We start from the raw sequence: 15,760 nt of genomic DNA on the forward strand, positions 1-15,760 counted from the left end.
CCTTTATCTGCCGACGGTGCCGGTAGAATTAATTAGTTTGTCGAGCATTTCGTCATAGGTCGTCATAAACCGCGCAGCAGCGCTATAGGCATGCTGGAATACCAGCATATCCGACATTTCTTGATCCAGGGACACTCCGCTTACAGACTGGCGGCGTGAATTCACCTGTTCCACCAGATAATCGGCATTACTCGTCTGACGTGTAGCTTCCTGGGATTGAATTCCCAGTTGCCCCACCATGGAGCTGAGATATGATCCGATAGTGCCGCTCTTAATACCATCCGCTGTAGTGAACGTATTGTTGTCCTTCATGTTACTGAACAAAAGTGCCAGTGTATTGTTTCCTTTAATTACCGATACCTTTCCGGCAGTGTCTGTAGTGGCGCGGAGAGAAGTAGCGAATAGGGAAGGATCTGCAGCAATTTCTGGATTCAGCCGAAGATTGCTCGCGGTGATCGCTTCTCCGGCCACTGATGGTGTAAAGAATGGGCGGCCTGTGCTGCCATCCATCGCATACCCCAGCTGATGAAGGCCATTCAGACCCTTGACTGTAGTTTTCAAATCACCTGTCAATGGGATAGGAACCGCAGCACCGGCAAGAAGCGTAGTTTTGGTTCCATCGGCATTAACAATTTCTGAATCCTTGAACACCGTAGTGCCAGCCGGAAGTGTTGAACCCGCAGGAATCGTAACCTTCACCTCGCCATTGGCGATTGTATTGGCCATATCATCCAACTGTTTCTTATAATCCGCGACGTAGGTTTTGCTGGAAAAGATCATTCCGTAAGCCTCTCCAGCCTTGAGATCCCCAGAGGCATAAGCAGAGTTGAGAAACGCGCTGTCCACAGTCGCAGTAACGGCTTGTCCTTGAACCAGCTGCCGGGTCCCAAGCGATATATTATAGCCGGCATCGGTCTCCAGAACAGTAATGTTCGCAATCTTGGACAGCTTGTCTGTCATCAGGTCACGCTGATCCCGCAAATCATTGGCGTGATCACCCATGCCTTCGATTTTGGCAATGGATTGATTCAGGTCAGCGATAGAGCTCAAATAGCCCTGAACCTGTTTTCCTTTGACATCAATATTGGTACTGAGATCCCGATCCAGATTGCTCAACTGCGTACTCATATAGTTCATCGCATCCGTGAGCGACTCTGCAGTCTGTACAACAATCTTACGGGCTGTAGGATCTTCCGGGTTCTTACTGAGGTCCGACCAGGACTTCCAGAAATTATCCAGTACTGTGCGAATACCCGTATTCGAAGGCTCATTCACGATGGCTTCTAGCTTGTCCAGTGTATCGGATTGGATGCTCCAGTTGCCGCTGGCGGAGTTCTCTCCCCGGTATTGATCGTCCAGGAACATCTCGCGGATACGCTCGATGGAAGTGAACTCGACCCCGGTACCCATCTGGCCAGGAACAGTAGAATTAGTAAGACCGTATGCTTCAATAGGAGAAGCGGCCTTCATGTTCACGCGCTGGCGGGTGTAGCCCTCCGTATTGGCGTTAGCGATATTGTGTCCGGTTGTGCTGAGCGCAGCGGTCTGTGTGAACAGGCTTCGTCTTGCCGTCTCAATCGAGTGAAATGTAGATGTCATGCTACTGGTTCCTCCCTTGTGGTTGCTCCATCAGAACGGCCTGCACAAGATAAACTGTCTATCCGCGTGCGTCAAAAATACCCGGCCGTGTAGAGCCACTGCCCTTGTCGGACGGATGATGGTAAGTAAAATCCTGGTTCGGTCTTCCGACGAGCAAATCCAGGGAATAATCTATAAAGGTAAGCGACTGCTCAATCAGCTTCTGATTCAGCTCATTGGCCTGCTTCAAGCGGTGTAGTGTGCCTGAAAGCTTCTGCTGAATATGCAGCAGCCGCGACTTGTCTTCAGGATCAAATACAAGACGTGAGAGCTCTGAGAGGTTCAGGTTCAGGTTGGAACGAATCCCGACCCCCTGCAGAAAATCATATGCGGCCTGCGCACGCTGCCCTTCAAGCTGCTCAATTAGCTTCATTAGCTTGGATTCCCGGTTCAGGATGTCAATTAGACCATCCACCTTGTTATCCATAATCGTCTGTTTTTTAAAAGCGGCCAGATCCAGCATTTGAATATGTGCTTCGTCCAGCCGCTCAAGCAATTCCAGCAATGTTGTCAATGGCATGGGTGTCTTCACCTAATTCTCGGAGGATTGCTTAAAGTAGGGGGCGAGTGTGGCTGCGAGCTTGGCTGCATCAACTTGGTAGGTACCTGCGGAAACTTGCTGTTTCAAGCTTTCAATCTTGCTTGCACGTTCGGCGTCAACTTCTCCACTTTTCTGTGCCTGCAATAGCTTTATCGCTTCATCTGAGATCGAAACCTCATCCTTGCGTGTGCTTTTCTTCAGTTGTTCCTGTCTAGGCGATTCCGCGCTGCGTTGATACGGGTTAATCGCATTAATACGTCCGGTCTCGTTAATTTTCATAACTTCCACCTTCCTTTTAATATAAAAAAGCCGATAATCTTTACTAAGTTTATCGGCCAGCTTTGAAACATTCTTTATACCTGCAAGCGTTATTTTGCAGATTTAATTATTCACGCATCTTGTCAACGGCCCGATATGCGCCTTCCCCTGACTTTTTGGAGGGTTCTGCCGGAGCAGCTTCTTTCACTGCATTGGTCAAATCTTTGCGCAGACGGCTGCGGCAGCTGTCGCACATATGTCCTTCCCGGATCAAGGTTCCGCAAACTTCACAAGGGTACATCATATTCGGCGCATTCGCTATAGAAATTCGGCCTTCCCGAATAAAACGAGTAATTTCCTTAATCGGAATTTCCGTTGCATCGGACAGCTCCTGAATATTAGTGCCTCTGTTTTCGCGCAAATAATTCACGCAGGTTTCATATTGATGCTCCAAATCCTTAATGCAGGGCTGGCACAGTTCCATAATGTTTTTAACGTATAACCGGCCGCACCGTGGACAATTGTCTAGATTCATTTTCAGCAGCGGCTCCCTTCCATACATTTTGTGCAGCGTATAATATCTTATGCTCCTAGATTACATGATTGCAGAAGCTTCGTCTATCATTAGTATCGGCTATTAAGGCGCAATGTTTATATTAGTTTTACAAATAAATACTGAAACATTGCTTAGATTAAGGCAGAATCACGAACGTGCCCACGTCAGGCTGTAAATTTCCGCTGTGCAGCCTAGCCTGCCGGTTAATACATGAATAGTTTCAGCACAAGCCCTGATCGTACTTCCTGTCGTGTAGATATCATCAATAATGACGATTTGCAAAGGCTGTGACTGAGTCTGACGTCCATGTGACTCAAGCCAATGGGAAAACTGTGCTCCAGTGGCCGGATCCGGATTGACTGCAAAAGCACGCTTCATATCCGCCAGCCGTTCTGCTCGGCTTTTGAAGCTTTGTTTGCCGGTATGATGGGTGCGGACCAGCAGCGGCAGCTGGGGAATCCCTCTACATCTGGACAGAACATCCGCCAGCCGCTCGGCCTGATTGAACCCACGCTCTGCCTGCCGGGCGTCACTTACGGGAACAGGAATCAGCAGATCTGCCTGCCACAGGCTGGCACGACTGATACGCTTGCTTTTGCTTTTGGTAGTAGAAAGCTTCGAATGGATTTGCCGGGAGCCTACATCGAGCTGCGGCTGCCCCCGCTCTGCTTGGAGGACCATATATGCCCGGTCCAGCATCAGACCGAGTACGGGGGCCAGACGCTCGTCCCCTCTATATTTATACCGGCCAAGAACCTCACGCATTACACTTGTGTAGGCTACCGCACTGCGGTTGCAGATTATCGGAACCGGGTCGCTGCTGCGGCTGCAATCCGGACAGCCCACATGGCGGCCGCATTTGGAGCAGCGCGGATTACGAATCCAGGGAATCAAGATCAGACAGCTCTTGCAAACCCCTGGAATCTCTGATGTGACTTGAGTCTGTTTGCCGCATATGAGGCAGTCCGAGGCGGAAGGAGCAAGCAGAGACCTGGCTATATGGAACCATGTGCTCATCAAGTTCATAACCCCGCTCCCTTGTTGATGTACCCTTGTCTGCGGGCAATGGTATTCATCGTTCGGATCTGTGTAACTGCCCCCCGTTGCGATTTAGTCCATTGTGGGGAGAAAAACAAAACGGTTCCGGCCGGATCTTCTTTGGAGCGCCCAGCTCTTCCAGCCATCTGGACCAGTGAGGCTTCATCGAAGAGGCTGCTGTCCGCATCCAGTATAAAAACATCACTGCGGAGAACGGTAACTCCCCGTTCGAGGATTGTCGTGGTAATGAGAAGTGAGATTGCGCGGCCGCGGAAAGCTTCAACCTTCTCCGCTCTTGACGGGTCCCGGGAAGAGGTGCCCTCAATTGCTGCTCCGGGAAAGTCCTGGCGGAGAAGAGCCAGTAATCCTTCGATGTGGGCTATTCGCGACACAAACAGAAAAATTTGTGCCTTACGCGCAAAGGATCTGCGAAGTGCCTGCAGCAGATTTCCGGGCAACGCTCCCCGCTTCAGGCAAACATGGACGGAAGACATCCCAACATGCCGGGGCACCGGCAGCGGATGACCATGGAAGCGGACTGGTACCCTGGCATGCGGCAGCTTACCTGCGCGGGCTAAATGCTGCAAATCCGTTGGCGGTGTAGCAGACAGGTAGATGAACGAACCCCCTGGCTTGCAGGCATGCTCTGCCGCATAGGCCAGCATAGGATCGTTGTGGTAGGGATAGGCATCGAGCTCATCGATGATGACAAGGTCAAAGCTCTGGTAGAAGCGCAGCAGCTGGTGGGTTGTGGCCAGAGTCAGCTGGCCGTGGGTCCAGCGGTCTGCGCTGCCGCCGTACAGCACGGCGAGTGTCTCCGCCGGGAACGCCTTTGCGAGCCGCGGTGCCAGCTCCAGCACGACGTCGCGCCGCGGCGTGGCGACGAGCGCACGGCCTCCGGCAGCGAGCACTGCCTCCAGGAGCGGGAACGTGATCTCCGTTTTCCCCGCTCCCGTGACGGCCCAGAGCAGGAACCGCTCTGGGCTCCGGGCGGCGGAGCGCTGCCGCGGCTCCGCCAGGAACCCCAGCGCAGCGCCGGCGGCCCCCGCCTGCGCCGCGCTAAGCCCCCACCGGCGTGCCGCCACGGTGGGGGAAACCCCGGCCGTGCAACGCACGGCCGGAGAAGCCGCGCTGCGCAGCAGCAGCGCGCAAGCCCGGCTGCGCCCGAGTGCGAGGCAGGCCTCGCAATAGGCGCAGCCCGCAAGGCCGCACGCGGCGCAGGCCGTGCGGCCCGTGGCGGCGCTGCCGCAGCGCAGGCAGCGCTCTTCCGCGCGGCGGGCGGCCGTGCCGCGCCGGAACAGGCGCATCTGCGGCAGGCGGAGCGCCGCAGCGCGCAGGAGGCGGCCGGTGACCGCAGGGAACCGGCCTGCGCCAAGCAGGCGCACAGAGGCACCGCGCGCCGTGGGCCATGCCCCTGCGCTGCGAAGCGCAGGGGCTGCGCCAACAGCGGCCTCTAGACTCAGCCGCCCCTGCAAATGGCAGAGCTGAGCTGCCGCCCGCCACTGCCCAGCTAGTCCAGGAAGCTGCTCCTCTAGAAGCGCTTCGACTTCAGGCTGGAGTAATGAACGGCCATCCAGTACTTGCAGCAACTGCTCTGCCGCAGCTCCAAGAGCAGCCCCGCATATGCCCATCTCACTGCCCATATCTGATTGATACTTTTCCTTGTCAATGAAGGGTCCCTGCTTGTATCCAGCCGTTCTCTCCTCCTCCTTCCATGAAGCGAGGAAGGAGACTTCTTTACAGAGTCCGCCCACATTCCAGCTGCCGCCGCATCTTCTCTCCACGTCAATTTCAGCTCTGAGCACCTCAGCCATATATCTCCCCCAGTCCGCCTCCTGCCATTGCCGCGCTGCCCGGGAGGAATCCCAGTGCTCCCTCAGCTTCACCGCCCAACCAAGAGGAAGCGCCGAAGAGAGGAGCACCAGCTTGTCCGCTTCATTATTATTCCACCCACCCCTTTCTCCCCCTGTACCGCTCCACCATAACCTGTCAACATTCATATGGAGTGAAACCCACATACTCCAGTCTCCTTCAAGCTCTACCGCATATACTGCTGCCTGCACCTGCTACACCTCCTAAAATTTGTTTGGACAACACAAAAAAGCACACTTCCCCATTTCTGAAGAGTGTGCTTCACCCGTTTCTTGCTTTGCTTGCATATGTTATGATTATTCGCCTCGCTTTGATCTGCATCCCCTGCTCCACGGCATTTGCAGAAAAGGCAGCGGCACCAATTGTCCGGTCCCCCGTAAATCTACTATGATTCCAGATTGAAGGTTTAGATCCGTTTCAAAGGAACAGGCCGGCATAGCCGGAACAAATTCAAGTGCAGAACCGTTCTGGGCAAGCCGAACAGCTACGTCCAACGTTGCATCACTGGATCCATCATCCATCAAGGTTACCTGCAGCATCTTTCCGCTTAGTAATGAATGGAAGGTCAGCGTTCTGATATACCATTCCACTACAAATTCATGATTACGGGTAATGAGAATGTAATGAAGCCGTTTGCCGGACTGGCTACCCTGCCGGGATTTCTCCCGTTTACTCAGCATATGAACCAACACTACCGCAAAAGCATAGATGGCCGCAATCCATATTAACTGGGCTACCATGGAGATACACCTCCTCTTATACCGACAATATATGCCGGTTATAAAAGGTCGGTGACTGCCCAGAGCAGACTGTACTTCCCTTCGAATATGCTGCAGACTCAAACAATACTTTGACTGCAGCAGAGCAGCTGCAATCATTATATGTAATAGCTTAACCTATCATCTACAGGGTTACCCACCCATATTTAATCGAATTAATAACAGCCTGTGTACGATCGTCAACTTCCATTTTTTGAAGAATACTACTCACATGGTTCTTGACGGTTTTTTCGCTGATAAACAGATACTCACCAATCATCTTGTTGCTCTTGCCTTCAGCCATCAGCCGAAGCACTTCTGCTTCACGCCGGGTCAGCGGATTATTGTCGCCTGCAACAAATTTGACACCAGCCTCTTTAACCGCAGTTTCAGCAATTGCTCCTGTTTCATTGAGGTATGTCATGCGGCGCAGCTGGTTGATGAGCTTGCCCGTAACCTTTGGATGAATAAAGGCATGGCCTTCGCAGACCGAACGGATCGCGTTAATAAGCGATTCTGCCTCCATATCCTTCAGTAAATAGCCATTGGCACCCTTGCGCAGCGTTTCAAATACATAGCTCTCATCATCATGAATCGATAAAATAATCACTTTGACATCCGGGAACATCTCCCGCAGCTTTTGTGTGGCTTCTACACCATTTTCAATCGGCATGTTGATGTCCATCAGTACGATATCAGGTTTGGTTTCATTGCAGAATTCAAGTACCTGAATACCGTCACCGCATTCCCCAATGACCTCAATATCTTCCTCCATATTTAAAATCCGCTTAAGCCCTTCACGAAACAACTGATGATCATCGGCCAAAAGAACTTTAATGGGCGACTTGCCAGGATTCTGGTTTTCCATCACATTACTCCTTCCCTTTTTCCACATTCGTCGGAATGTGAATTACGATTGTTGTGCCCTGATTCTCAGCTGACAGTATTTCCATTCTTCCTTCGAGCAGTTCCACGCGTTCACGCATGCCGACCAACCCAAAACTTTCACGATTTGCCTGTTCACTGATTTTTTTCACATTGAAACCTAATCCATTATCCTTCACGACAATCTTGATCAGCTGTGCCTGATAGGTGATCTCCACCAATACGTAGCTTGGAAAAGCATGCTTGGCCGCATTCGACAATGCCTCCTGGACCAGACGGTATACGGCTGCCTCCATAGCTGATGACAGCCGGTGCTCCTTGCCCCTCGTTTCAAAAGAGGTGCGGATCTTTGTCTTTTCCTCATAATCATGCACGTATTTTCGAAGTGTCGGAATCAGACCCAAATCATCGAGCGCCATCGGACGCAGATTAAAAATCACCTTACGCATTTCTTCCAGACTGTATCTTACCTGCCCTTTCAAGTCTATTACTTCGTCCTGTACCAGCCCGAATTCCTGCTTTACCAGCATTCTTTCTACAATTTCCGTCCTTAGGACTAGATTCGCCAGCATTTGAGCGGGACCGTCATGAATTTCCCGGGCAATTCTTTTCCGTTCCTCTTCCTGAGCCAGGATTATTTTGAGTCCAATCATCTGTCGGTTCTTCGCAGATTCGACAATTCTGGTCACTTGTCCTAGTTCCCCGGATAGATACTCCAAAACAACACTCATTTGCGAACCAATAGATTCTGCCCGTTCTACCGAATTTTCGACACTGCGGACCCGCAGCTGTAGCTCGTCACGTCTGCTCCGGAGATAGACTTCCCTCTCTCTGGTCATCATGAGCTCAAGCTGAAGCTCTGTTGCTTTCTCATAAGCGATCCGGATATCCTTCTCAGAGTAGCGGACAAAGTCCCGGCTGACCTCCGTCAGCCGGATACGGGAGCGGTGGTACTGCAGCTCCAGCTTGTCTACTTTTTGCAATGTTTCATCCGTTTCATCCATGACCCGCTGCAGTTCTTTGGTGAGTGCAACAAGCTCATCCCGTGCAACCTGCAATATTTCAAATATCTGATACTTGCTGCTCTCCATCACGTCGATGGTATTCTTAATGACGCGATCTATCGCATCGGCTTGAAATTCCACGGATGCTTGCCCCATTTCTATCGGATCGTATTAAAGGCTTTCCTTTAATATTACCATATCACGATTCGATAGTTACGGTCTTCGTTTTCTGTTCCCATTTTACGGTCAATCCCAGTTGTTCTGAAACTAATCTGAGCGGTACTAAAGTCCTGCCTTGTAGGATTAAAGGCGCTACTTCAGCGCTTTGACGTTTACCGTTCAATACAAATTCCTTCATGTTTACGGTTAGATCAAGGGCCTTGGCTCCACGCAGCACCAGAATCTTTTTGGTGTTCTGATCCCATGAGGCACTCCCGCCAAATGCATCCATAACTACCTTTATTGGCACGTAGGTACTTCCATTTTTGACAATTGGAGCCACATCAATCGGATTCTTCACACCGTTTAGTGTAATAGACTTGGACCCGATGCTCATTGCGGCGGTTCCCTTCGGAAGTCCGGCTTCACTGGATAGTGAAGGCATGACGAATGACAGATTGTCAAAAGCAACTGTGCCTGTCTTGGCACGTTCATCCTGGCCTTCCTCCACATTTACCACATACAAACGCTTCAATGATGCCGGGAACTTGATGCCGGAACCTGACAGATTAATATTGAGGCTTTTCCAGCCGTTCCAGTCGATCACTTTGGCCAGATCGATGTAGGAAACCGCCCCGCTTCCATCTACTATTTCAGCCCGGAGCCAGTTTAGGCTCATATCCCCCATCACATCAAGTGACATCGACGTTGCCGCAGCCGGTATGCTCTTGCCGCTGCTTCCGTTAAGCTGGGCATAGGCGTACATTTTGCCGCTGCCCGCAGTCATATCGTAGCCGAGTGACAGTACTTTGGAGCCTGCTTTTTCAGCGCTGCCGGCCACAACTGCTGCCGATCCGGTTACACTGTTCACGTTGGATGTGAATGCGATAGGATAGCCAACATTTTCGAAATCCTCCCATGAGGTAGCTGCTGCTGCTGACAATACAACTGCAGTGCTGAATCCGTCATAACGGGCGATTGCATAACCTGTTGTAACACCAGGATCCACGGAATCAACTGTAAGTTTGCCGTCCCCCACACTGCCCTTAAAGCCTATCAGCTCCCACTCCAGTGAAGCTGGCGGAACGGTAAGCGAAGAACCATTTTGGGCTACAGCTGTCACAGGTACAGACACTGACGCCCCGGCTGTGAGTGGCGCGGTTGCTGTTCCTACCGTTAGGCTTGAGAGATTCTCTCCACCTAGTACCGTAACCTCGGTCGATGCAGTGGCAGCCCCGCTGGCGGCTGTCAATGTAGCGGTGCCTGCTTTGACAGCAGTAGCTTCCCCGCCGCTTATGGTTACACTGCCGTTACTTGAAGTCCAGGAAGGATTCCCCGAAGCCACATCAATTGGATTGTAGTACGTATCATAGCCTTTTAAAGAATAGCTTACCTTTTGTCCGATCAGCATTGCCGAGCTGCCGCTAATCTTGATCCCTTTCACTTCCCCTTTCGGAGCCGAGGTATACACACCCACCCCGTTGACAATACTCCGCTGCTCGGTGCCATACTCGGTGTTGAAGGTCAGGGTCGTCGAGGTTTCGGCGAGCGGCCGGTCTACCATGGTTGTAGAGCCGCCTCCGTCCAGATTCAACCCTTTCCAGACATTGATATTTGTCATGAAGGATTGCAGCTCAGTCAGCGACATGCCTGCACTGTTGGCATTGTCTTCAACTGCAATCACGTACACATACCGTCCATCCTGCGAGTAGCCCAGCGCTGTGCGTGCACGGTAGCCTCCGATACTGGAGGTGGAACGGGAAAACGTTGCCGCTTGGCCGTTATTCACCAGAATGGTATGCCCGCCAATCATCATCTGCAGACTGGCTGGATCGAGCTCCTGCTGCGTAGATTTGGAACGCAGGGTGTAGACACTGCTCAGCTTTTGCCCTACAACCAGATGAGCTTTAACGAACTGGGCTCCCAGCCCGTGTGTCCGCAGAATGTAGGCTCCCTTAGGAACCGCCATGGGCAAAGCTTTATCTGCTGATATCTGGGTAATGATGTCATTCTCCACAAGGACCTCGGTAGGTGTAGTTGAGCTGTTCTTTGGCCGGTCTAGAGCCGTCCAGGCATCTGTGTAGATATAAGCCGCATTAGCATGACTATAGGTCGAGCTGCCGCCCTCCGGGCTATATGCACCTTTGTTGATACCAGACAACGGGAATTGGGCTCCGTCCTCCGCGGTAACAAGTCCTTCGAATGAATACTCATCAATCACCGGTTTGCGGTCTTTGGTTACAGCAAAAGCATACATTCCGTCAAGCTGTGAAGGTGTGGATACAACAACCCCGCCGGACACCTGCCCACCAATGGGTGCACCTTCACCGCCTGTATTGAAATAGTCTCCGTTAACCGCGGCTACTGCCCCAGTCTCTGCAGCCATGCCTCCTGTACTTTGCCGTGTAGTCAAATGGCCGCCCTTACCGGTCATTACATCGAGGGATACGTAAGGATTACTAAGATCGACGCGGACGACATCCGCCAGGCCGGTGGCTGTTTTCCCGGAACGGGCTGATGTGTATTTATATTTCATCATAATAGCGCCTGAAGTAATAATCTCTTCACCCAGCTTGGTTACGGCAAAGGACGAGGCTGCCCTAGCGATCGGTGCTGGTCCTGAGCTGAATTGCGGCATACCTTCACTGCCTAAGACGGGCATGATCCACAGTACTCCTGCCAATGAAGCCGCAATCCACTTTTTGGCTGGCTGCTTCTTCATTTCCTGCAACTGCTCTCTACTCTTCTTCCCCATGAAAACTTCATTCATTTCAGCGTAACTCTCCCATCTCTTTTTTAAATATCAAGAATCTTTCAAAGGCTGGGAACACATTCCTAGTTTCCCGCTACCCTTTAATAGACTGATTTTAAGAGGAAAAGTTGCGAATATTACTAGATTTAAGCTAAATCCCCTTCTTCTTGGAGCGGCTCAGAGAATGCAAAAAAAGCCCCGCAAAAGCGGGGCCTTAAGTATATTCCATTTGATTTTACAGATACCCTGCCATGGTCAACATCCGTTGCAGCATAACGGCAGCTTGGGCACGTGTGGCATTACCCTGGGGCTGGAACTCTGTGGTAGTCATTCCCAGGATAATTCCTTGCTGTACAGCCTTAGCCACAAATTCAGCAGCCTGGCTTTGAATGCTGGAACGATCCTTGAATGCCGCCAAAGCGGAAGCGGAGCTACCATTCAGGGTTATCGGATGGCCAGTATACTCCATAGCCCGAATCATCATAATTGCCATTTGCTCACGGGTGATATTATCATTCGGACGGAATGTAGCATCCGTATTTCCGGTAATAATCCCTGCTTTGGCGGCTGCGCCAATATAATCACCTGTCTGTGTTGAAGGCTGTACATCTCTGAAGCGCTGTGCCGTCTCCCTGTCTCCCAGCAGCCCCAGCCCCCGGCTGAGCATAATAGCAAACTCAGACCGTGTAATCTTCTGCTCCGGCATAAAGGTACTGCCATAGCTGCTGTCGATAATATTCTTAGCGGCTAATTGAGAAACGATCGCTTTACTCCAATGACTGCTCATATCGGAAAAACTCCGGGTCGAGAGGAATGTACCCACTACCTGATTGCCGGTTGTGCCGGCTTTGATCACCGTATAACTACCCGCTGCGCTGATTTTGGTTGGGAGATACGCAGCGTCATAGTATGCAAGGTCCAATCTGGCAGCCGATGTCTGGTCACCATTCAGCGTAGCAGTTGTGCGTACTGTATATTCAGCAGGTACACTCAACGCAGTAGTGCTGGTGTAATTTCCATTAACCGCAGCACTTAGACGGATATCCATAAGACCTGTTATGGTCCGAAGTCCCTGTGACTGCAGCTTTTGCTCAAATGGTGCAAAGGTGCCGGCAGGGACCTTCTCCATCCGCAAAACAAGTGAGATATTGTTGCTGTCCGCAATGAGTGTCGCGGCAAGACTGTTCATATTCACGTTATTTAGCCCAAGACTGTATAGATGGTCACCATAACGGACCAGAAATACCGCCTTGCTGTCACGGTTCACTGCATCCAGCAGAGGTTTGAGTGGTACACTCACATAGGCTGACGATTCCGTTGAAGGAACCTCAAAAGCCACTGCGGAACTGCCGAGTTTGTATACAAAATCATAACTGGCCTTTAGGCGGTCAGCTGTCAGGTTATATCTTTTTGCAGATTGGCTGTACACCGAACGGTCATCTACCGTTGTAGAGGAGTCGCTTTTGAGCAAAGGATATTCTTTTCCAAACTCACTGGCTGCCAAGATCCCCAGATAAGAGGGGCTGCCTGCTATTGAGGCATTTCCTGTAATCCCCGTCAGATTTTGTACCGTAAGTGCGCTAAAGGAAGATAAGGTAGTCCCACTTTGATCCGAGATAGTACCTGAACTAGACATATAGGATACATCCACCGCTTGACCGGTCTTTGCCACGCTGGACAGTACCAATTTGAGTGTATTGCCGGACATGTAATAGCTCTGCACACCAATACTGCTGCCGTCAAATCTTACAGCAAATTGATTTGCGTTCAGTGTTGAAGAGGCCTGCATGGTTTTGCTGAAGGTCAAAGTCAGCTCGTCCCCTGTAATGGTTGCTGAACTGATATTAGGGACTGTAGTACCGCTTGTACCCGAAACGCTCACCGGCTGAAGGTTAAGATATGGCGCACGGTTGCCGTTCAGATCGCTGATTCCTGTTGTTCCTGGTACGTACGAGACTGTAGTCGGCTGATTCACTGCCAGCGCACTCTGCAGCTTTAAGGTGACTTGCGCTCCACTAACATCCACGCCCGTAACGTAGTTCGGTGTACTGCCTACCAGAACGGAAAACTGGCTGTTCATTGGAAGACTGGTTGAAGATAATCCCTCGTTATAGGTCAGTACAATTTTGTTGCCTGAACCGGTCGCACTCTGAAACGCTGGTGCAACCGTGTCCCCACTATTGCGGATATAGACATCACTGAAATTCGCTACATTCTGCCCATTCATATCCTGCACCGGATAAGAGCCCGCAGAATAAGACACACGGATAATCTGGGTGTTTGTCGCTGCATTGTTCAAGCTCAAGTAAACCGTTGCCCCACTAGAGGTAATAGTGTTCACCCCAAGAGAAGTACCATCTGCATACACATTGAACTGGCTATAAGCATTAGAATTGGCCACTTTTAATGTATCATTAAAATTTAGCAAAACAGTTTTCCCGGTAAGTATTCCGTCTTTCAGAGTCGTTAAAGCGGATTGGACTCCATTGGTAACCTGACGCTGGGAGAAGGTACTGGCAACATTCCCGCTCAAATCCTGAATGGTCCGAAGTCCTCCTGTATAGCTGATCTTGATAACCTGACCCACAGCAACTCCTGTACTGAGCGTGATGTAGATACTGTCTCCCTGAATGGAGATGCCATCAATCGCACGCTTCTCATCGTTAACTGTCACGACAAAGCTTGAAGGCAGCAAAGACGCATCCGTTTTTAGTATTTCATCATATTTCAAGCGGATGGTGCGGGTATTATCCAGTTGTGCAAGTGCGAGCACGGGAGCCGTCTTGTCCAGCGAATAGGTCTGAAAGCTCCAGACATTTTTGCCGCTTAGTCCGCCATAGATAACCTGACTATTGTTAGCATCCACAAAAGCGCCATTGGCAATATCCAAGTAGTACGTCGTATTATTCTCAAATGCCGCGGCTGGGGTTACGATAAACTCTTTGCCCGTAGCACCCGCCGATAGGTTTGAATTCAGCTTAGTACCATCCCCCTTATACAGGGTTACCGGATTTGTCACCGCAGTATTCTGTACAACATTCCTGTTAAATGTAATTTTGATAGTTGGATTAAGTCCTACAGCTTCGCTGCGGTCTGCTGGTGTAAGCGACTCGAGGCCAAACCCCGTGATCTCACTTGTGGTATAGCTCCATGTAAGTGGCCCGGAAGCAGGGAATAAATTGCCGTCCTGATCATAAAAGGCTCCTTGCGGCACAGAAACGGTATACATGGTTTTCTCCAGCAGCATGTTCGCAGGTGAGGCCGCATCTACTGTGATGGTTCTCGTTCCGCCTCCTGTAACCACTGTAGAATTGACATTAAAATATCTTATACTACCTGCACTGTTGTTAACCGGTGTCAGCGAAATTGCGCCCGTATTCGGCATCATCGGACGGTCAAAATTCAGCTGAATATCACTTGCAGGATGAATTCCAGTAGAACCTCCAGCAGGTGAAACGGTTGCACCTACTCCATTGCTTTTGGCCGTGAAACTCCATACGCTGCCGCTCGAAATCCCGGAAAAGGTGCGGTTATCGTCATCTTTGAGCGCATAGTTGTCGATCAGTACATAATAAGTACCGCCTGGCGTCAGCCTACTGGCCAAGGTCATACTTACAGTAGTAGTAGTGCCATCGCTCTGCACATTAACATAGGGTTCTCCGTCTATGAACTTGAACTCCTGAACAAGTGTATTGTCGGCTGAAGAGACGAGCTTTGCAGACCCTCCGCCTTTTTGCAGCTTCTTGTTGAGCTTGAAGCTCAACTGGTTCAGTGTTGTAGAATCAGGCCGCGAGTTGTTCACTGGTGAGAATTCAGTAACAGACACCGCAGGACTAGCTTCTGGGGATGTAGTGAAAGTCCAATTTGTCGCCAATGATTCCGCTCCCGTGCTATCTTTGAATAACCCCCTCGGAAGTGATACATTATAGCTTTTGTTAGGTTCGAGTGGCTTATTAGGCCCCCATTTGATTTCAAAGTAATTGGAGTTTCCGACCAGTCCGAGACTGCCTACGGAAATAGTGGCAAATGGTGTGCCTGCCTGAGTAATTGTGATATCTCCGCTCTGCGGAGTCACTACATGGTCAAAATTCAATTTGATCGAGGAGCCTATGTTGATGTTCGTCTCCCCTGCAGCGGGTGAAGTTGCAGACAACCCGAATTCACTCGCGGCGAATACCGGCGATGTCCCAAGTCCTAGTGAAGGAGAGACCGTCCCCAGGAGTAATTCCCCTGCCAGAATGAGTGCTGCCCATATGGTAACTTTTCTTTTCATGTGGTGATAGACTCCTCTCAAGCCAT

The 15,760-nt window shown here is 50.8% G+C and carries 11 protein-coding genes; all 11 read right to left on the reverse strand.

Translation table 11 applies throughout. From position 1 onward, the window contains the following. Positions 1-3 precede the first annotated feature (3 nt). Entirely contained in the window at positions 4-1,599 is a 1,596-nt protein-coding gene (gene flgK, locus ACTJKB_RS11420) for a flagellar hook-associated protein FlgK (protein WP_440834049.1), read from the reverse strand. A 58-nt stretch (positions 1,600-1,657) separates the two neighbouring features. Then, positions 1,658-2,158, reverse strand: a complete 501-nt coding sequence (locus ACTJKB_RS11425; RefSeq protein ID WP_440834051.1) for a flagellar protein FlgN — start codon at positions 2,156-2,158, stop codon at positions 1,658-1,660. Between the two features lie 12 nt (positions 2,159-2,170). Continuing rightward, entirely contained in the window at positions 2,171-2,458 is a 288-nt protein-coding gene (flgM, locus tag ACTJKB_RS11430) for a flagellar biosynthesis anti-sigma factor FlgM (protein WP_074111271.1), read from the reverse strand. A 106-nt stretch (positions 2,459-2,564) separates the two neighbouring features. Further along, positions 2,565-2,972, reverse strand: coding sequence for a TIGR03826 family flagellar region protein (locus tag ACTJKB_RS11435; protein WP_440834053.1), 408 nt, complete (start codon positions 2,970-2,972; stop codon positions 2,565-2,567). Between the two features lie 168 nt (positions 2,973-3,140). Then, entirely contained in the window at positions 3,141-4,019 is an 879-nt protein-coding gene (locus tag ACTJKB_RS11440; protein ID WP_440834054.1) for a ComF family protein, read from the reverse strand. Beyond that, positions 4,016-6,094: a DEAD/DEAH box helicase gene (locus tag ACTJKB_RS11445; protein ID WP_440834056.1), complete on the reverse strand. Its 2,079-nt coding sequence runs from the start codon at positions 6,092-6,094 to the stop codon at positions 4,016-4,018. The genes ACTJKB_RS11440 and ACTJKB_RS11445 overlap by 4 nt, the downstream gene beginning before the upstream one ends. A gap of 105 nt (positions 6,095-6,199) precedes the next feature. Next, complete coding sequence (locus ACTJKB_RS11450; RefSeq protein ID WP_440834057.1) at positions 6,200-6,643, reverse strand: glycosyltransferase family A protein; 444 nt, start codon at positions 6,641-6,643, stop codon at positions 6,200-6,202. A 163-nt stretch (positions 6,644-6,806) separates the two neighbouring features. Next, complete coding sequence (locus ACTJKB_RS11455; protein ID WP_074087298.1) at positions 6,807-7,529, reverse strand: response regulator; 723 nt, start codon at positions 7,527-7,529, stop codon at positions 6,807-6,809. A gap of 4 nt (positions 7,530-7,533) precedes the next feature. Further along, positions 7,534-8,691 (reverse strand): sensor histidine kinase, encoded by a 1,158-nt coding sequence (locus tag ACTJKB_RS11460; protein WP_074111414.1) that lies wholly within the window; start codon positions 8,689-8,691, stop codon positions 7,534-7,536. Between the two features lie 58 nt (positions 8,692-8,749). Then, positions 8,750-11,464: a stalk domain-containing protein gene (locus tag ACTJKB_RS11465; RefSeq protein WP_440834058.1), complete on the reverse strand. Its 2,715-nt coding sequence runs from the start codon at positions 11,462-11,464 to the stop codon at positions 8,750-8,752. 232 nt (positions 11,465-11,696) lie between these two features. After that, entirely contained in the window at positions 11,697-15,734 is a 4,038-nt protein-coding gene (locus ACTJKB_RS11470; RefSeq protein WP_440834060.1) for an Ig-like domain-containing protein, read from the reverse strand. Positions 15,735-15,760: the final 26 nt, after the last annotated feature.

The sequence above is a fragment of the Paenibacillus sp. 22594 genome, assembly GCF_052044425.1.
In the GTDB taxonomy this organism is placed as follows: domain Bacteria; phylum Bacillota; class Bacilli; order Paenibacillales; family Paenibacillaceae; genus Paenibacillus_AQ.

What these genes read in the sequence shown, in the direction of transcription:
- ACTJKB_RS11470 (WP_440834060.1), bottom strand. Translation starts at nt 15,734, where the DNA reads ATGAAAAGAAAAGTTACCATATGGGCAGCACTCATTCTGGCAGGGGAA.
- ACTJKB_RS11440 (WP_440834054.1), bottom strand. Translation starts at nt 4,019, where the DNA reads ATGAACTTGATGAGCACATGGTTCCATATAGCCAGGTCTCTGCTTGCT.
- ACTJKB_RS11465 (WP_440834058.1), bottom strand. Translation starts at nt 11,464, where the DNA reads ATGGGGAAGAAGAGTAGAGAGCAGTTGCAGGAAATGAAGAAGCAGCCA.
- flgM (WP_074111271.1), bottom strand. Translation starts at nt 2,458, where the DNA reads ATGAAAATTAACGAGACCGGACGTATTAATGCGATTAACCCGTATCAA.
- flgK (WP_440834049.1), bottom strand. Translation starts at nt 1,599, where the DNA reads ATGACATCTACATTTCACTCGATTGAGACGGCAAGACGAAGCCTGTTC.
- ACTJKB_RS11450 (WP_440834057.1), bottom strand. Translation starts at nt 6,643, where the DNA reads ATGGTAGCCCAGTTAATATGGATTGCGGCCATCTATGCTTTTGCGGTA.
- ACTJKB_RS11425 (WP_440834051.1), bottom strand. Translation starts at nt 2,158, where the DNA reads ATGCCATTGACAACATTGCTGGAATTGCTTGAGCGGCTGGACGAAGCA.
- ACTJKB_RS11455 (WP_074087298.1), bottom strand. Translation starts at nt 7,529, where the DNA reads ATGGAAAACCAGAATCCTGGCAAGTCGCCCATTAAAGTTCTTTTGGCC.
- ACTJKB_RS11435 (WP_440834053.1), bottom strand. Translation starts at nt 2,972, where the DNA reads ATGAATCTAGACAATTGTCCACGGTGCGGCCGGTTATACGTTAAAAAC.